This is a genomic window from Citrobacter sp. RHBSTW-00986, assembly GCF_013783065.1.
Taxonomy (GTDB): Bacteria; Pseudomonadota; Gammaproteobacteria; order Enterobacterales; family Enterobacteriaceae; genus Citrobacter; species Citrobacter braakii.
Map to the genome: position 1 here is coordinate 2,985,516 of NZ_CP056200.1, position 23,735 is coordinate 3,009,250.

Annotated in this window: 27 protein-coding genes and 1 pseudogene; 15 read left to right on the plus strand and 13 right to left on the minus strand. The window is 49.5% G+C overall.

Translation table 11 applies throughout. The features are described 5' to 3' along the window. The first annotated feature begins 90 nt into the window (after positions 1–90). The 7 genes from pyrC (at position 91) to HV345_RS14655 (ending at position 4,848) form a co-directional block, all read left to right on the plus strand. On the plus strand, positions 91–1,137 hold the full coding sequence (pyrC, locus tag HV345_RS14625) for a dihydroorotase (RefSeq protein ID WP_181635734.1): 1,047 nt from the start codon (positions 91–93) through the stop codon (positions 1,135–1,137). A 65-nt stretch (positions 1,138–1,202) separates the two neighbouring features. Continuing rightward, positions 1,203–1,448 carry a DNA damage-inducible protein I gene (dinI, locus tag HV345_RS14630; protein WP_003036157.1) on the plus strand — a complete coding sequence of 82 codons (246 nt, stop codon included), beginning with the start codon at positions 1,203–1,205 and terminating at the stop codon, positions 1,446–1,448. Between the two features lie 339 nt (positions 1,449–1,787). Further along, complete coding sequence (gene bssS, locus HV345_RS14635) at positions 1,788–2,042, plus strand: biofilm formation regulator BssS (RefSeq protein ID WP_003036154.1); 255 nt, start codon at positions 1,788–1,790, stop codon at positions 2,040–2,042. Between the two features lie 114 nt (positions 2,043–2,156). After that, positions 2,157–3,275, plus strand: coding sequence for an N-methyl-L-tryptophan oxidase (solA, locus tag HV345_RS14640; protein ID WP_181635735.1), 1,119 nt, complete (start codon positions 2,157–2,159; stop codon positions 3,273–3,275). A gap of 52 nt (positions 3,276–3,327) precedes the next feature. Next, positions 3,328–3,441: a YceO family protein gene (locus tag HV345_RS14645; protein ID WP_003036148.1), complete on the plus strand. Its 114-nt coding sequence runs from the start codon at positions 3,328–3,330 to the stop codon at positions 3,439–3,441. Between the two features lie 263 nt (positions 3,442–3,704). Continuing rightward, the gene (locus HV345_RS14650) at positions 3,705–4,271 is read left to right on the plus strand and encodes a cytochrome b (protein ID WP_016152615.1); all 567 of its coding nucleotides are present in this window, start codon (positions 3,705–3,707) and stop codon (positions 4,269–4,271) included. A gap of 1 nt (position 4,272) precedes the next feature. After that, complete coding sequence (locus tag HV345_RS14655) at positions 4,273–4,848, plus strand: YceI family protein (protein ID WP_181635736.1); 576 nt, start codon at positions 4,273–4,275, stop codon at positions 4,846–4,848. A 46-nt stretch (positions 4,849–4,894) separates the two neighbouring features. On the opposite strand, the gene HV345_RS14660 is transcribed toward HV345_RS14655, so the two are convergent. Further along, a complete protein-coding gene (locus HV345_RS14660) occupies positions 4,895–5,947 on the minus strand; it encodes a rhodanese-related sulfurtransferase (protein ID WP_016152613.1) in 1,053 nt (350 codons plus the stop codon). A 220-nt stretch (positions 5,948–6,167) separates the two neighbouring features. On the opposite strand from HV345_RS14660, the gene HV345_RS14665 reads away from it, so the two are divergent. From HV345_RS14665 to HV345_RS26455, 3 genes and pseudogenes are all read left to right on the plus strand, one after another. Next, entirely contained in the window at positions 6,168–7,088 is a 921-nt protein-coding gene (locus HV345_RS14665) for a Kdo(2)-lipid IV(A) acyltransferase (RefSeq protein WP_016152612.1), read from the plus strand. Between the two features lie 155 nt (positions 7,089–7,243). Further along, positions 7,244–8,443, plus strand: a pseudogene (gene mdtG, locus HV345_RS14670) (multidrug efflux MFS transporter MdtG); the annotation flags it as partial. A gap of 108 nt (positions 8,444–8,551) precedes the next feature. Continuing rightward, entirely contained in the window at positions 8,552–8,923 is a 372-nt protein-coding gene (locus HV345_RS26455) for a MysB family protein (protein ID WP_255467605.1), read from the plus strand. Here the strand turns inward: HV345_RS26455 and HV345_RS14675 are convergent, their stop codons facing one another. From HV345_RS14675 to mdoG, 3 genes are all read right to left on the minus strand, one after another. Next, positions 8,924–9,127 (minus strand): YceK/YidQ family lipoprotein, encoded by a 204-nt coding sequence (locus HV345_RS14675; RefSeq protein WP_153647167.1) that lies wholly within the window; start codon positions 9,125–9,127, stop codon positions 8,924–8,926. A 99-nt stretch (positions 9,128–9,226) separates the two neighbouring features. Then, a complete protein-coding gene (gene mdoH, locus HV345_RS14680; RefSeq protein ID WP_019076449.1) occupies positions 9,227–11,755 on the minus strand; it encodes a glucans biosynthesis glucosyltransferase MdoH in 2,529 nt (842 codons plus the stop codon). Continuing rightward, positions 11,748–13,283, minus strand: coding sequence for a glucans biosynthesis protein MdoG (gene mdoG / locus HV345_RS14685; RefSeq protein ID WP_085951042.1), 1,536 nt, complete (start codon positions 13,281–13,283; stop codon positions 11,748–11,750). Before mdoG ends, mdoH begins: the two co-directional genes overlap by 8 nt. Positions 13,284–13,554: 271 nt before the next feature. On the opposite strand from mdoG, the gene mdoC reads away from it, so the two are divergent. Then, the gene (gene mdoC / locus HV345_RS14690; protein ID WP_103928088.1) at positions 13,555–14,715 is read left to right on the plus strand and encodes a glucans biosynthesis protein MdoC; all 1,161 of its coding nucleotides are present in this window, start codon (positions 13,555–13,557) and stop codon (positions 14,713–14,715) included. Positions 14,716–14,739: 24 nt separating this feature from the next. On the opposite strand, the gene HV345_RS14695 is transcribed toward mdoC, so the two are convergent. The 6 genes from HV345_RS14695 to csgB form a co-directional block, all read right to left on the minus strand. Further along, positions 14,740–16,179, minus strand: a complete 1,440-nt coding sequence (locus tag HV345_RS14695; RefSeq protein ID WP_152903216.1) for a phospholipase D family protein — start codon at positions 16,177–16,179, stop codon at positions 14,740–14,742. Next, on the minus strand, positions 16,163–16,705 hold the full coding sequence (ymdB, locus tag HV345_RS14700) for an O-acetyl-ADP-ribose deacetylase (RefSeq protein ID WP_016156177.1): 543 nt from the start codon (positions 16,703–16,705) through the stop codon (positions 16,163–16,165). The genes HV345_RS14695 and ymdB overlap by 17 nt, the downstream gene beginning before the upstream one ends. 100 nt (positions 16,706–16,805) lie before the next feature. Continuing rightward, complete coding sequence (locus HV345_RS26460; RefSeq protein ID WP_255467559.1) at positions 16,806–17,006, minus strand: hypothetical protein; 201 nt, start codon at positions 17,004–17,006, stop codon at positions 16,806–16,808. A gap of 272 nt (positions 17,007–17,278) precedes the next feature. Then, positions 17,279–17,611 (minus strand): curli assembly chaperone CsgC, encoded by a 333-nt coding sequence (csgC, locus tag HV345_RS14710; protein WP_046274771.1) that lies wholly within the window; start codon positions 17,609–17,611, stop codon positions 17,279–17,281. A gap of 61 nt (positions 17,612–17,672) precedes the next feature. Next, positions 17,673–18,122: a curli major subunit CsgA gene (gene csgA, locus HV345_RS14715; protein WP_006685125.1), complete on the minus strand. Its 450-nt coding sequence runs from the start codon at positions 18,120–18,122 to the stop codon at positions 17,673–17,675. Between the two features lie 40 nt (positions 18,123–18,162). After that, on the minus strand, positions 18,163–18,618 hold the full coding sequence (gene csgB, locus HV345_RS14720; RefSeq protein WP_019076446.1) for a curli minor subunit CsgB: 456 nt from the start codon (positions 18,616–18,618) through the stop codon (positions 18,163–18,165). 759 nt (positions 18,619–19,377) lie between these two features. Here csgB and csgD point away from each other — a divergent pair. Genes csgD through csgG form a run of 4 tightly spaced genes read left to right on the plus strand, consistent with a single transcriptional unit; the run spans position 19,378 to position 21,723 of the window. After that, the gene (csgD, locus tag HV345_RS14725; protein WP_003036091.1) at positions 19,378–20,028 is read left to right on the plus strand and encodes a biofilm master transcriptional regulator CsgD; all 651 of its coding nucleotides are present in this window, start codon (positions 19,378–19,380) and stop codon (positions 20,026–20,028) included. A 4-nt stretch (positions 20,029–20,032) separates the two neighbouring features. Further along, positions 20,033–20,425: a curli production assembly/transport protein CsgE gene (gene csgE, locus HV345_RS14730; RefSeq protein WP_016152600.1), complete on the plus strand. Its 393-nt coding sequence runs from the start codon at positions 20,033–20,035 to the stop codon at positions 20,423–20,425. 25 nt (positions 20,426–20,450) lie between these two features. Further along, on the plus strand, positions 20,451–20,864 hold the full coding sequence (gene csgF, locus HV345_RS14735) for a curli production assembly/transport protein CsgF (RefSeq protein WP_016152599.1): 414 nt from the start codon (positions 20,451–20,453) through the stop codon (positions 20,862–20,864). A 25-nt stretch (positions 20,865–20,889) separates the two neighbouring features. After that, positions 20,890–21,723, plus strand: coding sequence for a curli production assembly/transport protein CsgG (gene csgG / locus HV345_RS14740; RefSeq protein ID WP_016152598.1), 834 nt, complete (start codon positions 20,890–20,892; stop codon positions 21,721–21,723). Positions 21,724–21,770: 47 nt separating this feature from the next. Here csgG and HV345_RS14745 read toward each other — a convergent pair whose 3' ends face one another. The 3 genes from HV345_RS14745 to HV345_RS14755 form a co-directional block, all read right to left on the minus strand. Next, positions 21,771–22,253: a DUF1097 domain-containing protein gene (locus HV345_RS14745; protein WP_016156175.1), complete on the minus strand. Its 483-nt coding sequence runs from the start codon at positions 22,251–22,253 to the stop codon at positions 21,771–21,773. A 101-nt stretch (positions 22,254–22,354) separates the two neighbouring features. Then, positions 22,355–22,909: a molecular chaperone gene (locus tag HV345_RS14750; RefSeq protein ID WP_016152596.1), complete on the minus strand. Its 555-nt coding sequence runs from the start codon at positions 22,907–22,909 to the stop codon at positions 22,355–22,357. A 23-nt stretch (positions 22,910–22,932) separates the two neighbouring features. Beyond that, positions 22,933–23,670: a phosphatase gene (locus tag HV345_RS14755; RefSeq protein ID WP_016156173.1), complete on the minus strand. Its 738-nt coding sequence runs from the start codon at positions 23,668–23,670 to the stop codon at positions 22,933–22,935. Positions 23,671–23,735 lie beyond the last annotated feature (65 nt).

Consider the following 23,735-nt stretch of genomic DNA (forward strand, 5'->3'; position numbering starts at 1 on the left):
CGATGCGCCCTTTTTTTTCGTGCAAACGAAAACGTTTCCGCTTATCCTTTGTTTCCGGCAAAAAAGACTATCCTCAGCCGGAGCATATTGATGACTGCACCATCCCAGGTTTTAAAGATCCGCCGCCCAGACGACTGGCATCTTCACTTTCGCGATGGCGACATGTTAAAAACTGTCGTGCCCTATACCAGCGAAGTTTATGGCCGCGCCATTGTCATGCCGAACCTGGCTCCGCCCGTCACCACGGTGGACGCGGCTATCGCTTACCGCCAGCGAATTCTTGACGCGGTACCTGCCGGACACGACTTCACGCCATTAATGACCTGCTACTTAACGGATACGCTGGATCCCAATGAGCTGGAACGTGGATTCAACGAAGGCGTGTTCACCGCCGCAAAACTCTATCCGGCCAATGCCACCACCAACTCGACGCATGGCGTAACCTCTATTGATGCCATCATGCCAGTGCTGGAACGGATGGAAAAATTGGGTATGCCTCTGCTGGTGCACGGCGAAGTGACGCATGCGGATATCGATATTTTCGATCGCGAGGCGCGCTTTATTGAAACGGTGATGGAACCACTGCGTCAGCGTTTAACTGCGCTGAAAGTGGTGTTTGAACATATCACGACTAAAGATGCTGCCGAATACGTGCGCGACGGCAACGACCTTCTGGCGGCGACCATTACGCCGCAGCACCTGATGTTTAACCGCAACCACATGCTGGTCGGCGGGATTCGCCCTCATCTGTACTGCCTGCCGATCCTCAAACGTAACGTCCATCAACAGGCGCTGCGTGAGTTGGTCGCCAGCGGGTTTAACCGCGCCTTCCTCGGTACCGACTCAGCGCCGCATGCGCGTCATCGCAAAGAGTCAAGCTGTGGCTGTGCGGGCTGCTTTAATGCGCCGACCGCACTGGGCAGTTATGCCACCGTGTTTGAAGAGATGAATGCACTGGACCATTTTGAAGCCTTCTGCTCACTCAATGGCCCACAGTTCTACGGTTTGCCGGTGAATGAAACCTTTATTGAACTGGAACGCGTGGAGCACCAGGTCCCGGAGAGCATTGCGCTGCAAGATGATACGCTGGTGCCTTTCCTGGGTGGCGAAACGGTACTCTGGTCCGTGAAAAGCTAAAAAAAGTGTAGCCAACTGGTGAGAATAACTGTATAAATAAACAGTATATTCCACAGGGGGCTACTATGCGTATTGAAGTCACTATTGCCAAAACTTCACCTTTACCTGCTGGTGCAATTGACGCGCTGGCAGGTGAACTCTCCCGCCGTATTCAGCACCATTTTCCGGATAACGAAGGTAACGTTACCGTCCGTTATGCCGGCGCAAACAATCTGTCGGTTATTGGTGCCACCAAAGAGGATAAAGAACGCATCAGCGAGATCCTCCAGGAGACCTGGGAAAGCGCGGATGACTGGTTCATCAATGAATAAATAATGATATGCAGTGATGTTTGTTTGCCGGGTCGCCCCGGCTTTTTTATACACACCATCTTTTAATCAATCGTTCATTCCTTCTGGCAAACTTATATTTTAATAATAAATCCCTGGTTATCTTTTAACCACAACACCAAAATAATTGTGCAACATGCTTAAAAAAAATGAATAACATGTCGGTTTGTTAGTCAGATAACGCTGAAAACGAAAATTTTATGTGCTTACCTCTTTAAATTTTCAATGAATACCCTTATTTATTGATATACTGAAGTTGCTTCAGAAAAAATGCATTGAACCTCGAAAACCGTTGTCTAGTAACACGAATTAGGGGGCATGATGGAAAAGAATAATGAAGTCATTCAGACTCATCCGTTAGTAGGATGGGACATCAGCACTGTTGATAGCTACGATGCGCTGATGCTGCGTTTGCACTACCAGACCCCGAATCGTCCAGACCCGGATGGGACTGAAGTTGGTCAAACGCTCTGGTTAACCACTGATGTTGCCAGGCAATTTATTTCGATATTAGAAGCAGGAATCGCTAAAATTGAATCCGGCGATTACCAGGTAAATGAGTATCAGCGACATTAAATCTGATACATCCAACCATCAAAAGGCACCTTTCCGGTGCCTTTCTTATTTCCAGGTTGAATATTCCGGGTCACTTATTTACCCTGCTACTATCGCGATTGCAGAGAGAAGCGGATGAAATACGACTTAATCATAATTGGCAGCGGTTCCGTGGGCGCCGCAGCCGGATACTATGCCACTCGCGCCGGTCTGAAGGTTCTGATGATCGATGCGCATATGCCACCGCATCAGCAGGGCAGCCACCACGGCGACACTCGATTAATTCGTCATGCCTATGGCGAAGGTGAAAAATATGTTCCGCTGGTGCTGCGTGCGCAAACATTATGGGATGAATTATCCACCCAAAATGAAGAGCCGATTTTTGTGCGCTCTGGTGTCATCAACCTTGGTCCGGCAGATTCAACCTTCTTAGCGACCGCGGCGCAAAGCGCAAAACAGTGGCAACTCAATGTTGAACAACTGGATGCAGCAGCCATTATGGCGCGCTGGCCAGAGATTCGCGTACCTGAAAACTATATCGGTCTGTTTGAAGCGGAGTCTGGTTTTTTACGTAGTGAGTTAGCGATTAAAACCTGGATCCGTCTGGCGGAAGAAGCAGGCTGTGCGCAGCTATTTAAATGCCCGGTCAGCGCAATTCGTCATAGTGATGATGGCGTCACGGTAGAAACCGCCGATGGTGACTATCACGCGCAAAAAGCGGTGATCAGCGCCGGAACCTGGGTACAGGCATTAGTCCCTGAACTACCGATACAACCGGTACGCAAAGTGTTCGCCTGGTATCAAGCCGATGGGCGTTACAGCGTTAAGAATAACTTCCCTGCCTTCACCGGGGAGCTACCAAATGGCGATCAATTCTACGGTTTCCCGGCAGAAAATGACGAGCTAAAAATTGGTAAGCACAATGGCGGACAGGTAATTCATTCGGCAGAAGAGCGCAAGCCGTTTGCCGCTGTAGCCAGCGATGGTTCTGAAGCCTTCCCATTCCTGCGCACAATTCTGCCAGGCGTAGGCTGCTGTCTGCACGGTGCGTCCTGCACCTATGATAACTCACCAGATGAAGACTTTATTATTGATACTCTACCGGAGCATGACAACACGCTGATCATCACCGGGCTGAGCGGACATGGCTTTAAGTTTACCTCTGTCCTCGGAGAGATTGCGGCAGACTTCGCCCAGGACAAATCGTCTGACTTTGACCTGACGCCCTTCAGGCTAAGTCGTTTTAAGCGATAATAAATGAATGGCCTCGTTGGTGAGGCCATTTTTAATGACAGGAATAACGTTGATGCGCCGCATCTTTCACTATCTGGTTAATAATATTCGCGAGCATCTTATGCTCTACATTATTTTATGGTCGCTGCTGGCAATTATGGATGTGATATATATTATGTTTTTCTGAATCCGCAACACTGACACTAATTGACATAAACTGATATTAACTTAATTTTCATTGCAATTAACTGAACAAGAAAAACACCTTAAACACCCACAAACCAAGGCTTCACATCATCCCCCCCCCACTAATTCCTTGATGATTACTTCATAATTCAATCAATTTTATTGAATCAAAAACAAATATCACCATTATTGTTATTTATTAGTTGCATTAATGTCTTTTACGCGCCATTTTTATTCACTTCTGAAATATCTAACGGTGCACTTATGCAATTCAATAATACTCCACAACGCTATGGCGTGGTGTCTGCCGCTTTACACTGGCTGATTGCGATTGCTGTATATGGCATGTTTGCGCTGGGATTGTGGATGGTCACACTCAGCTATTACGACGGCTGGTATCACCAGGCCCCTGAACTGCATAAAAGCATCGGCGTTGTGCTCATGATGGGGCTGGTTATCCGCGTCGTCTGGCGGTTGATCTCCCCTCCTCCTCCTGCGCTGGCAAGTTATTCCCGTTTCACCCGCATCGCGGCGGCACTGGGTCACCTCGCGCTATACACATTGCTCTTTTCAATTGTCATCAGCGGGTATTTGATTTCCACCGCTGATGGCAAAGCGATAAGCGTATTTGGTTGGTTCGACATTCCTGCCACCCTTGCCAATGCGGGCGCTCAGGCCGACCTCGCCGGTAGTCTGCACCTGTGGCTTGCGTGGACTGTGGTGGTTTTATCGCTTCTGCACGGACTGATGGCCCTGAAACATCACTTTATCGATAACGACGATACCCTGAATCGCATGTTGGGAAAATCGTCATCTGACTATGGAGCTTAAAATGAAAAAAAACCTGCTGGGACTTACACTCGCCTCTCTATTATTCACCACCGGGTCAGCCTTGGCGGCAGATTACAAAATTGACAAAGAAGGACAGCATGCCTTTGTTAATTTCCGTATTCAGCACCTGGGTTACAGTTGGCTGTACGGCACATTTAAAGATTTCGACGGGACTTTTACCTTTGATGAGAAAAATCCCTCAGCCGATAAGGTTAACGTCACCATCAACACCAACAGCGTTGATACCAATCACGCCGAACGCGACAAGCACCTGCGTAGCGCAGATTTCCTTAACGTGGCCAAATTCCCGCAGGCGACCTTTAGCTCTACCAGCGTGAAGAAAGAGGGGAACGACCTGGATATCACCGGTAATCTCACCCTGAACGGCGTCACCAAACCGGTTACGCTGGATGCGAAGCTGATCGGTCAGGGCGGCGATCCGTGGGGTGGCACGCGTGCAGGTTTTGAAGCAGAAGGTAAAATTAAGCTGAAGGACTTCAACATCACCACCGATCTCGGCCCGGCGTCTCAGGAAGTCGATCTGATCATCTCAGTGGAAGGCGTCCAACAGAAGTAACGTATGAGTTGCCGGATGGGGCTAAAGCCGCCATCCGGCATGATGACTATTGCGCAGGGTCCGGAATACCCAGTTTGGTATTCAGGCGACCGCGTGACTTATTAAAGATTTTGTTGCCATTTTCACGTCCGGCGCGAAGACGACGTTGCTCTTCTTCCGGCAACTTACTCTCTTCGCTACACAACTCGCTACAGCAGCCGTTATACTTCTGCGCGCAGGCCGGACACTGGATAAACAACAGATGGCAGCCATCATTTTTGCAATTAGTATGGCTGTCGCACGCCGTTCCGCACTGATGGCAATGCGCAATAACATCTTCAGAAATCCTTTCCCCCATACGCTCATCAAAAACGAAGTTTTTACCGACAAAACGCACAGGAAGCCCCTGTTCACGCGCCTTGCGGGCATATTCAATAATACCGCCCTCAATGTGCCAGACTTTGCTAAATCCGTTGTGTTTCATCCAGGCGCTGGCTTTCTCACAACGGATCCCGCCCGTGCAATACATAACGATTTTTTTATCTTTATGCGCCTGCATCATTTCAACGGCTTTCGGTAACTGGTCGCGGAACGTGTCTGCCGGGATTTCTAGCGCATTCTCGAAATGGCCCACTTCGTATTCATAGTGGTTGCGCATATCAATGAATACCGCGTCAGGATCGTCCAGCATGGCGTTTACTTCCGCCGCCTTCAGGTAATCACCTACGTTGCTGGCGTCAAATTGCGGATCGTCAATGCCATCCGCCACGATGCGTTCACGCACTTTCATGCGCAGCACCCAGAACGATTTACCATCATCATCCAGCGCGATATTCAGACGTAACCCGGCGAATGCGGGATCAAACGCATAAAGCTGCTGGCGGAATGCCTCGACGTTGCTTTGCGGTACGCTGATTTGCGCATTGATTCCTTCATGGGCAAGATAAACGCGCCCGAAGACGTTCAATGCAGTGAACATCTGGTACAGCGCATCACGCGTGTGCTGAGGATTGGCGATGGTGAAATATTTATAGAATGAGATCGTCGTGCGCGGCTCGGTCTCAGCCAACATTTTGGCTTTGAGCGCATCGTTCGAAATGCGGTTGTGTAACACTGGCATGGTGTACGTATCCTGCAAATAGGGAGAAAATGAAAATCGGCGGCATAATAAAGCAAACACCGCCAATTTACATCCACACATTTTACGCTACATTTCTTACTCCAATATAAAAGTGCAACAACAATTGCTGGTTTAATCACCGTTCTCCCGTCACAAATTTTTGATATGCGCGAAAAAATGCGACAATACAGGCAATTGGTCGTTTGAAGACAGGATAGACATGACGAATTTACCCAAGTTTTCGGCTGCGTTACTGCATCCACGTTATTGGTTAACCTGGCTGGGCATTGGCATCCTTTGGTTAATCGTGCAGTTACCCTACCCGGTTCTTTACAAGTTGGGCTGCGCATTAGGTCGTCTGGCATTACGTTTGATGAAACGTCGGGCAAAAATTGTTTCCCGTAATCTGGAACTGTGCTTCCCGCAAATGAGCGAGCAGGAACGCCAGCAGATGATCATCAAGAACTTCGAGTCCGTGGGCATGGGCGTGATGGAAACCGGAATGGCCTGGTTTTGGTCTGACAAGCGCATTTCACGCTGGACGGAAGTTATCGGGATGGAACATATCCGCGACGTTCAGGCGCAAAAGCGGGGAATTTTGTTAGTGGGTCTGCACTTTCTGACCCTTGAACTGGGTGCGCGTCAGTTTGGTTTGCAGGAGCCGGGGATTGGCGTATATCGCCCTAACGACAACCCACTGCTCGACTGGCTACAAACCTGGGGCCGTATGCGCTCTAATAAATCCATGCTCGATCGTAAAGACCTGAAAGGAATGATTAAAGCGTTGAAAAAAGGCGAAGTGGTCTGGTACGCGCCGGATCATGACTACGGTCCCCGCGCCAGCGTATTTGTCCCGCTTTTTGCTGTTGAACAGGCCGCAACAACCTCCGGGACCTGGATGCTTTCACGCATGTCGAATGCCTGCCTGGTACCGTTTGTTCCCCGCCGCAAACCTGACGGTAAAGGTTATCAATTGATTATGCTGCCTCCGGAGTGTTCACCGCCGTTAGACAACGCGGAGACTACGGCAGCGTGGATGAATAAGATTGTTGAGCAATGCATCATGATGGCCCCGGAGCAGTACATGTGGCTACACCGTCGTTTCAAGACGCGTCCTGAAGGTTCGCCTTCCCTGTACTAAAGCACGGTTGCAGTCCTGTGGACTGCAACACCTTCCCTGCCCGCTTTAGGTTTAACTGCTATCCGCATTGCAGCAACTATCTACCAGGCGCATAATTAGCCTGCTTGCTTATATTCAATCGATAGCGCAAACAGCGCGCCACACTGCGGAACGCTATGTCACCCTCAGATGCTCCCATAAACTGGAAACGCAACCTCACCGTTGCCTGGTTGGGTTGTTTTTTAACCGGTGCAGCATTTAGCCTGGTTATGCCCTTTTTGCCCCTCTATGTCGAGAGCCTCGGCGTCACGGGTCATAGCGCCCTGAATATGTGGTCAGGTCTGGTCTTCAGCATCACTTTTCTCTTTTCCGCCATCGCCTCTCCTTTCTGGGGTGGCCTTGCCGATCGCAAAGGGCGAAAAATCATGCTGCTGCGTTCCGCATTGGGTATGGCGATTGTGATGCTGCTGATGGGGCTGGCGCAAAATATCTGGCAGTTCCTGGTCCTGCGTGCCCTGTTGGGTCTGCTCGGCGGTTTCATTCCCAACGCCAATGCACTCATCGCCACCCAGGTTCCGCGCAATAAAAGTGGCTGGGCGCTGGGAACGCTTTCCACCGGCGGCGTCAGCGGCGCGCTGCTCGGACCGTTGGCTGGCGGGCTGCTCGCGGATCAGTACGGACTACGCCCGGTATTTTTCATCACCGCCAGCGTACTGCTGGTCTGTTTTATCCTGACGCTATTTTTTATTCGCGAACGTTTCCAACCGGTGAGCAAGAAAGAGATGCTGCACATTCGCGAAGTCGTGGCCTCGTTAAAAAATCCCAAACTGGTGCTGAGCCTGTTTGTCACAACGCTGATAATCCAGGTGGCAACCGGGTCCATCGCGCCAATTCTGACGCTGTACGTTCGAGAGTTGGCTGGCAACGTCAGTAACATCGCCTTTATTAGCGGGATGATTGCTTCCGTACCGGGTGTGGCTGCGTTAATCAGCGCCCCGCGACTTGGCAAATTAGGTGATCGAATTGGCCCGGAGAAGATCCTGATTGTTGCTCTGGTCATCTCCGTGCTGCTGCTTATTCCAATGTCGTTTGTACAATCGCCCTGGCAACTTGCCGTTCTGCGCTTTTTATTGGGGGCCGCTGACGGCGCTCTGCTCCCGGCTGTACAAACGCTGCTGGTCTATAACTCAACCAATCAGATCGCCGGGCGTATTTTCAGTTATAACCAGTCATTTCGCGATATCGGTAACGTAACGGGGCCGTTAATGGGGGCGGCAATTTCCGCCAACTACGGTTTTCGCGCCGTCTTCTGTGTGACCGCGGGCGTCGTACTGTTTAACGCTTTCTACTCGTGGAATAGTCTGCGCCGTCGCCGGAACACTGAGGCCACGGGATGTTTTTTGTGCATTCATACTTGCAATATCGGAGAATCAACTATTATTTCCCTGAATACTTCATTAAATCAAAGGGAGACTCTGATGACCATGTATGCCACGCTGGAAGAAGCCATTGATGCCGCTCGTGAAGAATTTCTGGCTGATAACCCTGACCTTGAGCCCGACGAAGCCAGCGTTCAACAGCTAAGCGTACAAAAATACGTGCTACAGGATGGTGACATTATGTGGCAGGCGGAATTCTTTGCTGATGAGGATGAGGGCGAGGGTGAATGCCTGCCAATGCTGAGTGGTGAAGCGGCCCAAAGCGTTTTTGATGGCGACTATGATGAAATTGAGATCCGTCAGGAGTGGCAGGAAGAAAACACGCTTCACGAATGGGATGAAGGTGAATTCCAGCTGGAACCTCCCCTGGATACCGAAGAGGGTCAGACCGCGGCCGATGAATGGGATGAGCGATAGCTACTCGTAAGGCCCGTGGTGAATGTCGAGCGGGAGCAGCAAGGTATCAAACACCAGCGAAAATGGCAGGTCGAGGATGGTGACGTAGCGCCACGCGGAGTCCCGGACATCCCATTGCACGCCAGGATAGTATTGGTTTCCGTGCCCTTGCCCTGGGATAGTTCGGCTAATAATACTGCCGCATCCACTCAGCAAGCACACCATGATTGCTACTGCCAATATTCGCACCTGATACCTCACGGCTCTTTTATTTAGTATAAAAAAATACCGGCACCAGGCCGGTATTTTCACGTTACTTAACGCTTACTTTTTCCTGAGCGCCAGCGGATTCAGGGTCAGTCCCTGGTAGTAATTCACCCACGAAGAATACTTATCAGGTGAATTCCAGACGCGATAGTGCAAACGCGCCATCGTCACCGGATCGCTCAACAGCACCAGACGGCGGTCACGGTTTAGTTTCTCCGGCGTTTCGTTCAGCGCCTGCTCCACATGGCGGTCACGGGCAATCTCAAGCACGTTACTCGCGCGGTGGCGTGCAGTCGCCATTGCCGTTGCCAGTGCATTAAATGACGGGTTAAACACCGCATGCATAAAGCCGTCGTCCAGCGTACGATTGCGGTTCATCACCAGGTAGGTATCCGTATCCACCAGCACCTGCGGCGGAGAATACTCTTCCGGGATCAGGAACAGCTTCCAGCGCTTGGTACGTAACCCAACCGTGGAACGGCTGGAAATCACGGAAACAAACGGCGACAGGATCAGCGAGAAGACAATCGGCGCCAGCCAGAACAGGAAACGCAGATCCAGCCAGGCCATACCTACCGCCCACACCAGCCCCAGCAGTAACTGAGAACCGTGACGCATAAATGCTTCACCCCACGGGGTGGAATCGTCATCACGCTGCGGCGAATTCCACACCACTTCCCAACCGAGGAAGGCGCTCACGACGAAGACGGTATGGAACAGCATACGCACCGGTGCCAGCAGCACGGAGAACAGAACCTCCAGCAGCAGCGACAGCGTGACGCGGATAAACCCGCCGTACTCTTTCGTCCCTTTACACCAGATGAGCAAAATACTCAGCAGCTTCGGCAGGAACAGCAGCACCATCGTAGAAGCAAACAGCGCGATCGCCAGTTCAGGACGCCACTGCGGCCATACCGGGAACAGCTGGCGCGGTTGCAGGAAGTACTGTGGTTCCGTCAACGCATGCACCACCTGCAATGCGGTCGATAACGCGAGGAACATAAACCACAGCGGCGCGGACAGATAGGACATAACGCCGGTCAGGAACACCGCACGGTGAACCGGGTGCATCCCCTTCACCAGGAACAGACGGAAGTTCATCAGGTTGCCATGACACCAGCGACGGTCACGCTTGAGTTCATCCAGCAGGTTCGGCGGTAGCTCTTCATAAGAGCCCGGCAGATCGTAAGCAATCCACACGCCCCAGCCGGCACGACGCATCAACGCCGCTTCGACGAAGTCATGGGAGAGAATCGAACCCGCAAACGAGCCTTCGCCCGGTAACGGCGCAAGCGCACAGTGTTCGATAAACGGCTTCACGCGAATAATCGCGTTATGGCCCCAGTAGTGCGATTCCCCCAATTGCCAGAAGTGAAGTCCAGCGGTAAACAACGGACCATAAACACGGGTCGCAAACTGCTGACAGCGCGCATACAGCGTATCCATACCGGAAGCCTTCGGTGAAGACTGGATAATCCCGGCATTTGGATTCGCTTCCATCAGGCGCACCAGCCCGCTCAGACAGTCACCGCTCATCACGGAGTCAGCGTCCAGCACCACCATGTAGCTGTACTGATTTCCCCAGCGACGGCAGAAGTCATCAATATTGCCGCTTTTACGCTTCACGCGACGACGACGACGACGGTAGAAAATCTGCCCTTCGCCTTGCACTTCGGCAATCAGCTCCATCCACGCTTTTTGTTCTGCTACGCAGATATCGGGGTTGTAGCTGTCGCTCAGGATGTAAACATCAAAATGCTCGGCGTTGCCCGTCGCTTTGACCGACTCCCACGTGGCGCGAAGTCCCGCGAATACGCGGTCAACGTCCTCGTTACAGATCGGCATAATCAACGCGGTCCGGTGCTCGGGATTTAACGGCTCGTCCCCAACCGTTGAGGCGGAGATACTGTACTTATCTCGCCCAATCAACAGTTGCAGGAAGCCCATCAGCGCGGTCCAGAATCCTGCTGAAACCCAACAGAAAAGCACGGCAAACAAAATGAGAATGCCGGTCTGGAGCATGTAGGGCAGCAGTTGCATAAAGGAGACCCATAAATCCTGCCCCATCATGTCAACAGGATTAATGAATGCCCAACCCTGATACGGAAGGATCGTCTTCATATACCAGGTTGCGACGACCGTTTGCGCCAGCGTTAAGATCAACAACGTATAGCGGCGGATGGTGCCAACCGTACGCCATTTTTGCTCGCTCTCCTGTTCTTCTTTCGTCAAACGCGAAAGATAACGCGGAGTCACATCGCGCCCGCGCAGGCGATCCCAAAAGCGGCCAACCGGGTTGGTACGCCAGGGATCGGGGAACATAGAGGTACGCGTTGCTTTTGGCATCGCCTGCAGTTGATCGCGCCCCTCATCGTCCTTAACCAACTGCTCTTTGGCCAGAGAATCAGGCCACGCCTGCTCCAGGCGAGCTTTCACCGAACCCTGCGGTGAATCATCTTCGCGCGAGTACGTACGATGCTCGGCATCCAGCGCCTGATGAACGGCGCGGATGTCAGTTTTCGGCAGTGCCGCTTTTTCGATATCCGAAAGCGGCATTGCGTCAATATACTCAGTTGTCTTATTCATTGGCAGGTAACTGGTAGCTCCAGGTTTCACTCAGCGTCTGATCGGCATTGACCAAGGCAGCACGCATTTCAGTGGTTTTCTTCACATCTTTCACTTTCACGCGCAATACCAAACGCCAACCTTTAGTTACCGGGTTGTAGCGCACAGTACTTTCAACGATCTCGCCGTTGTCGCCAATACTGGTTTGCGCGGTAACCGGGGTATCCTGCGGCAGCTTTTTCATATCCGTGCCGGTAAAGTCCACCACAAACGCGATGGTGCCATCAGGCTGACGAATGAGGTTAGACTGTTTTACATCACCGGTAGAACGACGAGTCTGCTGGACCCAGGCGCTATCAGGGGCATGAAGCTTGTCTTCGTCACGCGTGAACGTCAGGGTGTACTTGAAGTTCATCTCTTTGCCGGCTTCAGGCAGTTGATCCGGCGTCCAGTACGCAACGATGTTATCGTTCGTTTCATCGTTAGTTGGGATTTCAACTAACTCAATCTTACCTTTACCCCAATCACCTTTTGGCGTGATCCAGGCGCTTGGGCGCAGATCGTAACGATCGTCGATATCTTCAAAACGCGAGAACTGACGGCCACGCTGCAGCAGGCCGAAACCTTGCGGGTTTTCCATCGCAAAGCTGCTCACCGCCAGATGTTTCGGGTTATTCAGCGGACGCCAAATCCACTCGCCGTTGCCAGCGTGGATCGACAAACCGTTAGAGTCATGCAGTTCCGGACGATAGTTGGTCGCCGGAGAAGGCTGGTTTGGTCCGTACAGGAACATACTGGTTAACGGTGCCACGCCCAGCTTGCCCACTTTGTCGCGCAGATAAACTTTGGACTGAACATCGACTACCGTGTCACGACCCGGAATGATGACAAAGCGATACGCTCCGGTTGCGCGCGGAGAATCCAGCAAGGCATAAATGGTCAAACGTTTGTCAGTCGGTTTCGGACGCTCGATCCAAAACTCACGGAAGCGGGGAAATTCTTCGCCAGAAGGCAGAGCGGTATCAATCGCGAGACCGCGCGCAGACAGACCGTAGACCTGCCCTGCCCCCAAAACACGGAAATAGCTGGCACCGAGCATGCTGACGATTTCGTCGTTTTTATCTTTGCTGTTGATCGGATACAGCACTTTGAACCCGGCGAAACCGAGATCTTTTACCGTGTCTTTATCATGCTGAACATCGCCAAAATTAAAATAATCCGGGCTGTATTTGATTCTTTTCACCGCTGTAGCGGTAACTTCGTTGATTTTGACCGGCGTGTCGAAGTACATACCCTGGTGGTAGAACTCGAGCTTAAATGGGGTCTTGAGATTGCTCCAGTAGGCTTTATCGCGGTTAAACTGGATCTGCTGATAATCCGCATATTTCATGTCGCGGAAAACGGAGGGCAAGTTACTTTTTGGCGCCTCATAGCCTTTACCGGCTAAGGATTGAGCTTGTTTTGCAACATCATCGATGCTGAACGCCCAGCTCGATGATGTGTACAGCGTTAACATAACTGCTGCACCCAACCAACGCATTTTCATCATTTGTAGTTTATGTTTCATAATTAGTAAGCACTTCCCCCTTTGTGTGCTTATATTGATCCGATCCATTTTAATGGATAATCGGGTATTCCGACAACTGAATCCCTGTATTGTTCGCGCGCTGGCTCATGGTTTAATCAGGTTCAACTACCTGTTTTCACTTTGCGTGCTTATCCTGGAGACAGGTTGTTGGACTTCGTGTAGGGTTGCCCTCGAATGTAACCATTATTCGTCTTAGGGATAAGACGAAAAGTCTGAGAATACATAACTGTCTATGAGCTCTGTATCACCACCACGCGAATATTTTCTTGACTCCATCCGTGCCTGGCTAATGTTGTTAGGGATCCCATTCCATATTTCATTGATTTACTCGACCCACACCTGGCACGTGAACAGCGCGGAACCGTCGTGGTGGTTGACCCTGTTTAACGACTTTATCCATGCTTTTCGCATGCAAGTCTTCTTTGTCATTTCAGGTTATTTTTCCTACATGCTATTTTTGCGCTATCCACTAAAGCGCTGGTGGAAGGTGCGTGTAGAACGCGTGGGGATCCCGATGCTGACCGCGATTCCATTACTTACGCTGCCGCAATTTATCATGCTGCAATACGTAAAGGGAAAAGCAGACAGTTGGCATACTCTCAGCGGCTACGATAAATACAATGCGCTGGCCTGGGAGCTGATTTCCCATCTGTGGTTTTTACTGGTTCTGGTCGTATTAACGACCATCAGCATGTGGGTGTTCACCCAGATGAAAAACAGACTGACGCGTAGCGACGCCGCCAGCGCCCCGGCGGTGTCGATGACTAAATTATCGCTGATTTTCATCTTGTTAGGTGTCGGTTACGCTGCCGTCAGAAGGACAATTTTCATCCTCTACCCTTCGATTCTCAGCGATGGCATGTTCAATTTTATCGTTATGCAAACGCTGTTCTATGCGCCGTTCTTTATCCTCGGCGCACTGGCGTTTATCAACCCGAATCTGAAAGCGCTGTTTACCACACCGTCACGCGGTTGCACGCTCGGTGCTGCATTCGCATTTGTGGCATACCTGCTCAATCAGCGTTATGGCAACGGCGATGCCTGGATGTATGAAACCGAATATGTCATTACCATGGTCATGGGACTGTGGATGGTGAACGTCGTCTTTTCGTTGGGTCACCGTTTGCTTAATTTCCAGTCTGCCCGCGTGACCTATTTTGTCAACGCGTCGCTGTTTATCTATCTGGTGCACCACCCGTTAACGCTGTTTTTTGGCGCTTACATCACACCGCATATCACGTCGAATCTACTGGGTTTTCTCTGCGGTCTGCTGTTTGTGGTTGGGATTGCGGTAATACTGTACGAAATCCATTTACGCATTCCGGTGCTGAAGTTTCTCTTTTCGGGTAAACCGCCCGTTAAGCAGGATAAAAACAAGGCCGTAGCCGGCTAGTTTTTCCCTCAATCATTGTGTGGTTCAAAGCAGCCATTCAATGGGTAACACGGACGCCAGCTTTACCAGAACCCGCTTCCAGAATCCTGTGGCGGGTTCTTTTTTCAGGACCTGTTCACTGCCAGAAAGTCGGTCGACCCAATTAATTCTCCCCCAACGGTCAAGGCGTAGCTGCCAGGCCATATCACGCTGGCTTTGCATAAACCGTTTATGAATCAATTCGGCCAGCACTTCACTCTCAATCACAAATCCCATTTCCGTATTGAGCAGCGTCGAACGAGGATCAAAATTAAGCGAGCCGATAAACACTTTGCGATCATCAATACTGAACGTTTTCGCATGCAGGCTGGACCCTGAATTACCTGTTAATCCACGATCGTGAACGACCGAGACGCGATCGCGGGTCGGTTTAAGTTCGTATAATTCTACACCGTAGCGCAGCAGTTTTTTTCGCCAGCGCGCATAGCCCGCATGGACGATCGCCACATCATTCGCCGCCAGTGAATTGGTTAAAATGGCAATCTTGACGCCTTTTCTTACCAGTCTCAGGAGCTGCGCCACACCGGCACGCGTCGGCACAAAGTAGGCAGAAATAATATCAATACGTTCGGTCGGCGAGCCCATTACGTCAAACAAACGCTGCGGTAATAGCGAGTGGCGCGGCGCTTTCCCTTCTCCTTTTGCAGGATCATCGCTCAGCAAACGCGTTTTGGCCCAAATCAGCGGCAGCGATCTTTGATCGAGACTGGACATAAACTGGCTGGTTTCCAGTTTATGCAGATAGCGGCGGGTAATATCATCGTTATACCAGGATTCGGGTAGCTCAATACGCTGCACAGAATCTGGCTCGGACATTTCAAGCACATTTTGTAACGTTGAAACCGAGCGGCAGTGCCAGTAACGCTCAAAATCATCTGCCACATCTTTGACAACCGGCCCGATAGCCATGACGTCCAGGTCGGAAAATAGCGGTTGCTCACCCGCGCCAAAATAGGCATCGCCAATATTACGCCCACCAACGAGGGTCACCACGCCGTCAGCGGTATAACTTTTATTGTGCATGCGCCGATTAAGCCGGGCAAAATCGGTTAAATAGCCCAGCGCGCGCAGGATGCGAAAGGAAAACGGATTGAAGAGGCGAACTTCTATGTTGGGGTGCTTATCCAGCAGACGCAGCGTGTCGTCCAAACCCGGCGTGTTGTTATCATCCAGCAGCAAACGCACCCGTACGCCTCGCTTCGCTGCGGCCAGCAGAACGGAAAATAACAATAGCCCGGACATGTCGTTTTCCCAGATGTAATACTGCACATCCAGGGTACGTTCCGCCATTTCCGTTAACCGATAGCGAGCAGCAAACGCATCCAGGCTGTCATCCAACGCAAGAATGCCGCATTCTCCCGGGTGGTCTTCGCAAAGGGGCGTGATGGCACGCTCAAGTCGCGTCATATCAGTCCGTGTGATCATCGCCTTGTTGTGTTAGCAATCTCTTATAAAGTTGAGCGTTTTCGTCATCAAAGCACACGAAGTATATCTGATCAGGAAGTGCGCGGCGGGTAATAAATTTCAGCACCGTTTTCACCGCTATTTCTGCCGCTGCGGCGCGTGGATAGCCATAAGCCCCGGTGCTAATCGCCGGAAAAGCAATGGAGTGATAACCATTGGCCAGGGCCAGTTGCAGGGTGTTTAAGTAAGCTTCTTCGAGGCGTTCGGCCTCATGATGACCTCCCCCTTGCCAGACGGGTCCTACGGTATGAATGACCGCTTTTGCCGCAAGCGCCCCCGCCAGAGTGATCACCGCATGCCCTGTCGGGCATTCTCCTTGTTGCTGGATAACCTGTTTGCAGGCCTCCAGCAATGCTGGTCCGGCAGCGCGATGGATTGCGCCATCGACGCCACCGCCTCCCAGTAGCGATGAATTCGCCGCATTGACAATCACATCAACAGCGACAGTCGTAATATCGCCATGTAACACATGAACACGTGATTGCATAAGTTCCCCCTGACAAAACACCATTCGTTAAGTGTACAGCAGGGTTTTCCCTTAAATCTCTCTTTTTAACCGTAAGTGTGCATATCTACGCCACAGCGAGTCATTTATATTCAATATTAAGAATCGCCATGTTTTTCTGTTCATTGAGGTAGTGCATTTTGACTGTGGCAATTTCCTGCACATTCTGAGGGGTTGTCGCGAGCTGTTGCGGGTTGTAAAGACTATTCTGGTTGGTGCCGTTGCGGATACATGACAATTCACATTTGCTGCTGCTGTCTGTTAACGTCGCAAGGTGATTCAACTATCGCTCCGCGAAAATGAATAACCCCGCCGGTTGTGATTTGCTGCGCAATTGCAGGGAGGGTTAAAAGAGAAAAAGCACATAAACTGGTACTTAAAATACGCTTTAATAATGTACACATAAGGGTTCCTCAATGATTAGCCATCTTTGAGGGATCGAAATGATCCTTCACCGCTACGATTAACGATCAAATACAAACGCTCACACGCTTCTATATTCATAGAACAGCAGCGCATTCCCAGCCACACCCTTAATGCAAATACAGCAAAAAATTATGGGTGACTGTTTGAGTCAGGCCATTGTTGCGACAGATGCAGAGACTGCCCATCTGAAACGGTAACGATAATTTTGACCGAATCCTCAGATGAAATATTAAAGCTCAGTTTGGTTAATTCAATCGGTCGATTAGCAGGGACCGAAAGGCTTATTTTCTGCTGCGACTGGCTTTGTCCCCCCTGCCCTTGACGTATGGCAAGGACTTGTACCTCACATACGCACGGTTGGGTTAACGTCACCTGAGGAATAATGGTGTACATATCACCTTGCTGAGTAGTATTGAATGTTATTTGATTTGCCAGCGCGGCAATGAGTAATAGCGTATGCATCATATTCTCCCGAAAAAAAAACAGGGCTCACGCCCTGTTTATTATCAGTCAGAAAACTGAATTAGTGTTGGTTAGCTGTAGCGTTGTTGCCAAAGCCAACTTGCTGAATCAGCACATTGGAGTCAGACGCGGTCTGATTAACCAACGCACCGTTACGGCCACCGAACTGGGTTACACTAATATCAGCATTTTTAGCATTCCACTGATCGATAGTGGCATTGTTCTGGAAGCCAGTCTGTTTCAGGCTAATGGTACTGTCATCAGCGCCTTGACCAACTACAGCCCCGTTACCACGCCCATGTTGTGTGATAGTGACATCTGATTTACGCGCATCACTTTGCAGAGCATTCGCAGCGTTGTTTGACCCATATTGGTAGATACTCAGTGAAGAGTCTGGGCCATAATTACTACCGCCACCATGATGATTGCCGCCCCATTGCGGAACAACACCAGCCAGAGCACTGCCAGAAACTACGATTGCTGCGAATGCTGCCACTTTTAAAAGTTTCATGGTAAACCCCCATCGGATTGATTTAATCGTCGTTAATGGATTAGCGTTGAGTAACGCGAATTGCCATTTGCGACTGTCTCTGCACCACAACTGCTGTTTTTTGTGTACCGTACTGAGTAATATTGGCTTTATTACCAGAACCTTTCTGGATAATTACCGCCGTATTACCGTATGAACCTTGTTTAATACTCGCGTCATTGGAACTACCCGTTTGATCAATATATGCAAAGTTATATGACCCCGTCTGGTCTGTTTTCGCTCGGTTACCAGAACCTTCTTGCGAAATAACCGACAATAACTTCGAGCCCCCCTGTCGAGTATTTGCACTGTTCGCAGTGCCAACCTGACCAATAATGGCTGCCTGATTAAATGAAGACTTACTTAATTCATTTACCGCAAAGTTATATTCTGAGTTAGCTAAATCATAACTTGTAGCGGATGCAATCCCAGGCACACCCAGCATTGTAAACATCATAAATAACAACTTGTTTTTCATGTTGTCACCCTGGACCTGGTCGTACATAAGGTTAAATTATTTACCACTCAAATTATTGTTAACGTGACTTACATTTGTTAACGCCACGTTACGATGAAGAGTATGTCCGTTGAAACATTTTAAATAACTCACCCACCAGTTGTATTTTTATATCCAGATTCACCCCAAAGTACTAATTAACCGCAATTAACACCGTTATAGCTCTGTATTTTATTTATTTTGTATCCCGATGAGTGAATTTCTATGCAGTAACAAAAAAACGCGTTTCCCGCGTTTTCTGGGCCTTGCAGACGGTAGTGGGATTGTCCTCGGTACAAGTCGTGACAAGTGTCATTTTTTTCTATCTAAAATTGTTCAACTTAAAGTGAGACAAAAAAATCAAAATTCATTAGAAATCTAAAACCATCTAATTATAATTTTATTTCTTAAAATTCAATAAGATATTATAATTTGTATGATTTTTTAAATCTATGCAATAACGATAAAATGTACAACTTTACTATCAAATCTAAACTCCACAAAAACGCAAAAATCACATTTTAATATATAAATTTACATTATGTAACATGTTTAACACTTGCTTTAAGATTTGTAATAGCTAGATTGAAATCAGTTGAAGTCCATTTGTTTTAATATTTTCACCCCGTTGGGTCGAAGTTTTATTTCTACACAGCAGTGCAACATCTGTCAGTACTTCTGGTGCCTCTATTTTAGTAGAGGCAACTGTCAGGTGTGCGACTAAAAAAGTGGAGTTTCATCATGTTTAATGAAGTCCATAGTATTCATGGTCATACATTATTGTTGATCACTAAACCATCCCTGCAGGCAACTGCGTTATTACAGCATTTAAAGCAATCGCTGGCGTTAACCGGAAAACTACATAATATTCAACGTTCTCTGGATGATATATCCTCCAGCTGCATTGTTTTACTGGATATGATGGAGGCAGATAAAAAACTGATCCATTACTGGCAAGATAATTTGAGCAGAAAAAACAACAATATAAAAACTTTATTGTTGAATACCCCAGATGATTATCCTTACCGGGATATTGAAAACTGGCCGCATATCAATGGCGTATTTTACGCAACTGAAGATGAGCAGCGTGTAGTCAGCGGTTTGCAGGGTGTGTTGCGGGGCGAATGCTACTTTTCGCAAAAGCTTGCCAGCTACCTGATCACGCATTCCGGGAACTACCGCTATAACAGCACGGAGTCGGCATTACTTACGCACCGTGAAAAAGAGATCCTTAATAAACTGCGTATCGGCGCCTCAAATATTGAAATCGCGCGTTCACTATTTATTAGTGAAAATACGGTGAAAACACATCTTTATAATCTTTTCAAAAAGATAGCTGTCAAAAATCGTACGCAGGCGGTCTCGTGGGCCAATGATAACCTCAGGCGATAAAGCCATGAAACGCTATTTGACCTGGATTGTGGCAGCAAATTTGTTCCTTGCTGCCGGGAATCTACACGCGGCTGTAGAGGTGGAGGTTCCCGGACTGTTAACTGACCACACTGTCTCTTCCATTGGCCATGATTTTTACCGGGCCTTTAGTGACAAGTGGGAAAGTAAGTACACAGGAAACTTAACCATTAATGAAAGACCCAGTGCACGTTGGGGAAGTTGGATCACCATAACGGTCAATCAGGACGTTATCTTCCAGACTTTTTTATTCCCGACGAAAAGAGACTTCGACAAAATTGTGGTCTTTGCATTGGCAGAAACAGAGGAAGCATTAAATCGTCGGCAAATAGATCAAACACTATTAAGCACGAGCGATTTAGCGCGCGATGAATTCTAAAACATGATTTTGTCCGGAGGCTTTCATGCGTGTCAAACATGCAGTGGTTTTGCTCATGCTGATTTCACCATTAAGTTGGGCCGGAAATATGACGTTCCAGTTCCGCAACCCTAACTTTGGTGGTAACCCAAATAACGGCTCTTTTTTACTGAACAGCGCCCAGGCGCAAAACTCGTATAAAGATCCGAGTGCCGGCGACTACGGCATTGAAACCCCAACAGCGCTGGATAACTTTACCCAGGCGATCCAGTCACAAATACTCGGTGGCTTACTTACCAATATCAATACCGGTAAGCCGGGAAGGATGGTAACCAGCGATTTTATCGTTGATATCGCCAACCGGGATGGACAACTGCAACTGAATGTCACGGACAGGAAAACGGGGAGAACGTCGACTATTGAAGTGTCGGGTTTACAAAATCAGTCGACCGATTTCTAAATTATAGCCACGAAAGGAAAAAATCATGCAGCGCTTACTTATCATGGTGGCAGTAATTTTACTCAGCGGATGTTTAACAGCCCCGCCGCAAGAAGCCGCTAAGCCGACATTAATGCCCCGAGCCCAAAGCTATAAAGACTTGACGCACCTGCCCATGCCTACAGGTAAGATTTTTGTCTCGGTATACAATATTCAGGATGAGACTGGCCAGTTTAAACCTTATCCGGCAAGTAACTTCTCAACCGCCGTCCCGCAAAGCGCCACGGCGATGCTTGTCACCGCATTGAAGGATTCTCGTTGGTTCGTTCCGCTGGAACGTCAGGGATTGCAGAACTTGCTTAACGAACGAAAAATCATTCGTGCAGCTCAGGAAAACGGCACAGTTGCCATTAATAACCGGATCCCTCTGCAGTCTCTGACCGCGGCAAACATCATGGTAGAAGGGTCAATTATTGGTTATGAAAGCAACGTTAAATCGGGTGGCGTTGGTGCGCGCTATTTCGGTATTGGCGCCGATACGCAGTACCAGCTCGACCAGATAGCGGTCAACCTGCGCGTAGTTAACGTCAGTACCGGTGAAATCCTCTCATCGGTGAATACCAGCAAAACTATCTTGTCTTATGAAGTGCAGGCTGGGGTATTCCGCTTCATTGACTACCAGCGACTGTTGGAAGGTGAAATTGGCTACACCTCTAACGAACCGGTTATGCTTTGTCTGATGTCAGCAATTGAAACCGGCGTTATCTTCCTGATTAATGACGGGATTGATCGCGGATTGTGGGATTTGCAGGATAAGAAACAAGTTGATAATGACATCCTGGTTAAATACCGCCATTTGTCGGTACCTCCGGAATCCTGAGTGGTCGATACAGCATAAAAAGCGTGAGGAAAACCCTCACGCTTTTTTTATTTACTGGTCAGCGTCGACGATAGCCGATTCTCACGACGAGATGCCAGCCACAATCCGCTGTTTTTCATCGCATAGCCGAATACCAGCCCCAGCGCCAGAGAAGGCACGACCAACTGCCAGTCACCCTGCCCTGCAAACGTTGCGCATGCGCCAATAAAGGTACCCGGCACAAATGAAAGCAACCATTGCTTTGCCTGAATACACATTAGAAACGCGACAATTCCCGTCATGACATAACCAATAATGTCCATATGCGGGGCAAGCGCGCTACCGTTAATAATCACCAACGCCCACACCACACCGCTTAGCAGCGTACACGCCGAGATCCACAGCCCTTTCAGCCCACCCTGCGGACAGGCAAAATAGGCCGTGCAGCCCAGAAAGCCAGCCCAACTGAGTAAACCAAGAGATACGGCCACCCATCCCCAAATCCCAGAGAGAATGCCCGTTGTGATTGCAATTGAGAGAAGTATGTTCATGCCGCGTATCTTAGCAGAAAAACGGCATGGGAATGAGATCGTGCACACAATTCATGCAATGATGTAAATTGAGTTGCAGTTTAATGAGATCTAAATCACATTTACTCTTCAGTATCTTCCTGCAATTCGTCCCACATCGCGCCAATGGCATCACGCGTTAACGGTGCCATGGTACGCCAGAACTGTGTGTTTGCATGCGCTTCAACTTTGCCAAGGAACGTGCCGCACCAGGGCAACAGGTATTCCACAAACAAGGTTTCGAGTGCTTCACTTTCATCTTCCGCAGACTGGTCTTCAAGCCATGAAGCCGCCAGCAACAGCGTGCCAATATGATCTGCAGGCGTATCTGCCAGCGGCATTCCGCGGGCAGAAAGAAAAGCACGAACATCGGATTCTTTCGCCCCTTCTACCCAGGCGCTACGATAAGGCGGCACCGCACACTCGTCGCCGACAAACAGCGCGTTGTAATCCGCAGCCAGCTGAGGCATATCGCAGCTTTTCTGCAGACGAGTGAGCAGTTCGTCCTGTTCCAGCGGCCAGTTGGCGGACAGTTTACCTTCACTAATCAGGGTAAACAGAGGAACCAGTAAAGGGTCCTGCGGTTGGCGGTAAAACAGCGAGCCCAGTACACGACACAGGATAGAAAACTCGTTCATTGATATATTCCAGTTAGTAACAATTACAGTTCAGCAAATTCCGCGATCGGCTCCATGCCTCGCGATTCCAGAAACGCCAGCAGGCGTTTAGGGGTGACGTTTAAAATTCTGTCTTCCGGGAAATTTACATCATCCAGAATTTTACGGCATTCACCAAATTCACCCAGTGTGAAAGCGGTATGTGAATCCGACCCTAACGCCACCCAGCCTCCGGCATCACGCACTGCCGCAGCGACCGCGCGACAATTGTCCTCACTCCCCTTACGCGAATGCAAAAACGAGGAGTTATTGATTTCCAGCGCGACCTGGTATTTTGCCGCCGCCTGCGCAATCGCTGTGATATCCACGGGATATTTAGGATTCCCCGGATGGCTGATGATATGCACGTGACCACTGGCCATCGTGGCTATCATTGCCTGGGTATTGGTGTCTTTATCGTGAGGTGCAAAAACCGGCTCATGGAAGCCCGCAATGATGAGATCCAGGGAAGTAAACATCGGACCTGAACAGTCGATTTCGCCTTCAATATTCTTAATATTCGCCTCGATACCGCGCAGGATCCCTACGCCATCGACGATACGAGGCCAAATGCGCATATTAATAAAGTGCCAGTGATGAGGCGCATCCGCCATGTCCGGTCCATGATCGGTTATGGCAAACAGCTTGATGCCTTTGCGATGGGCTTCAGCGATGTAATCACTTAAGGTGCTATAGGCGTGGGTACTGGCGACGGTATGCATATGCAGGTCAACGGGATACATAACTCTCTCCTGTAGTCATTTTCCGGCAAGGATAGCAGGTATCGTCGCCATTTATTAGCTGAAAC

What these genes read in the sequence shown, in the direction of transcription:
- csgB (WP_019076446.1), bottom strand. Translation starts at nt 18,618, where the DNA reads ATGAAAAACAAGTTGTTATTTATGATGTTTACAATGCTGGGTGTGCCT.
- dinI (WP_003036157.1), top strand. Translation starts at nt 1,203, where the DNA reads ATGCGTATTGAAGTCACTATTGCCAAAACTTCACCTTTACCTGCTGGT.
- mdoG (WP_085951042.1), bottom strand. Translation starts at nt 13,283, where the DNA reads ATGATGAAAATGCGTTGGTTGGGTGCAGCAGTTATGTTAACGCTGTAC.
- HV345_RS14660 (WP_016152613.1), bottom strand. Translation starts at nt 5,947, where the DNA reads ATGCCAGTGTTACACAACCGCATTTCGAACGATGCGCTCAAAGCCAAA.
- HV345_RS14665 (WP_016152612.1), top strand. Translation starts at nt 6,168, where the DNA reads ATGACGAATTTACCCAAGTTTTCGGCTGCGTTACTGCATCCACGTTAT.
- HV345_RS14655 (WP_181635736.1), top strand. Translation starts at nt 4,273, where the DNA reads ATGAAAAAAAACCTGCTGGGACTTACACTCGCCTCTCTATTATTCACC.
- HV345_RS14675 (WP_153647167.1), bottom strand. Translation starts at nt 9,127, where the DNA reads ATGGTGTGCTTGCTGAGTGGATGCGGCAGTATTATTAGCCGAACTATC.
- HV345_RS14745 (WP_016156175.1), bottom strand. Translation starts at nt 22,253, where the DNA reads ATGAACATACTTCTCTCAATTGCAATCACAACGGGCATTCTCTCTGGG.
- HV345_RS26455 (WP_255467605.1), top strand. Translation starts at nt 8,552, where the DNA reads ATGTATGCCACGCTGGAAGAAGCCATTGATGCCGCTCGTGAAGAATTT.
- csgF (WP_016152599.1), top strand. Translation starts at nt 20,451, where the DNA reads ATGCGTGTCAAACATGCAGTGGTTTTGCTCATGCTGATTTCACCATTA.
- mdoH (WP_019076449.1), bottom strand. Translation starts at nt 11,755, where the DNA reads ATGAATAAGACAACTGAGTATATTGACGCAATGCCGCTTTCGGATATC.
- HV345_RS14755 (WP_016156173.1), bottom strand. Translation starts at nt 23,670, where the DNA reads ATGTATCCCGTTGACCTGCATATGCATACCGTCGCCAGTACCCACGCC.
- csgD (WP_003036091.1), top strand. Translation starts at nt 19,378, where the DNA reads ATGTTTAATGAAGTCCATAGTATTCATGGTCATACATTATTGTTGATC.
- csgC (WP_046274771.1), bottom strand. Translation starts at nt 17,611, where the DNA reads ATGCATACGCTATTACTCATTGCCGCGCTGGCAAATCAAATAACATTC.
- mdoC (WP_103928088.1), top strand. Translation starts at nt 13,555, where the DNA reads ATGAGCTCTGTATCACCACCACGCGAATATTTTCTTGACTCCATCCGT.
- ymdB (WP_016156177.1), bottom strand. Translation starts at nt 16,705, where the DNA reads ATGCAATCACGTGTTCATGTGTTACATGGCGATATTACGACTGTCGCT.
- csgG (WP_016152598.1), top strand. Translation starts at nt 20,890, where the DNA reads ATGCAGCGCTTACTTATCATGGTGGCAGTAATTTTACTCAGCGGATGT.
- csgA (WP_006685125.1), bottom strand. Translation starts at nt 18,122, where the DNA reads ATGAAACTTTTAAAAGTGGCAGCATTCGCAGCAATCGTAGTTTCTGGC.
- bssS (WP_003036154.1), top strand. Translation starts at nt 1,788, where the DNA reads ATGGAAAAGAATAATGAAGTCATTCAGACTCATCCGTTAGTAGGATGG.
- pyrC (WP_181635734.1), top strand. Translation starts at nt 91, where the DNA reads ATGACTGCACCATCCCAGGTTTTAAAGATCCGCCGCCCAGACGACTGG.
- solA (WP_181635735.1), top strand. Translation starts at nt 2,157, where the DNA reads ATGAAATACGACTTAATCATAATTGGCAGCGGTTCCGTGGGCGCCGCA.
- HV345_RS14650 (WP_016152615.1), top strand. Translation starts at nt 3,705, where the DNA reads ATGCAATTCAATAATACTCCACAACGCTATGGCGTGGTGTCTGCCGCT.
- HV345_RS14695 (WP_152903216.1), bottom strand. Translation starts at nt 16,179, where the DNA reads ATGATCACACGGACTGATATGACGCGACTTGAGCGTGCCATCACGCCC.
- csgE (WP_016152600.1), top strand. Translation starts at nt 20,033, where the DNA reads ATGAAACGCTATTTGACCTGGATTGTGGCAGCAAATTTGTTCCTTGCT.
- HV345_RS14750 (WP_016152596.1), bottom strand. Translation starts at nt 22,909, where the DNA reads ATGAACGAGTTTTCTATCCTGTGTCGTGTACTGGGCTCGCTGTTTTAC.
- HV345_RS14645 (WP_003036148.1), top strand. Translation starts at nt 3,328, where the DNA reads ATGCGCCGCATCTTTCACTATCTGGTTAATAATATTCGCGAGCATCTT.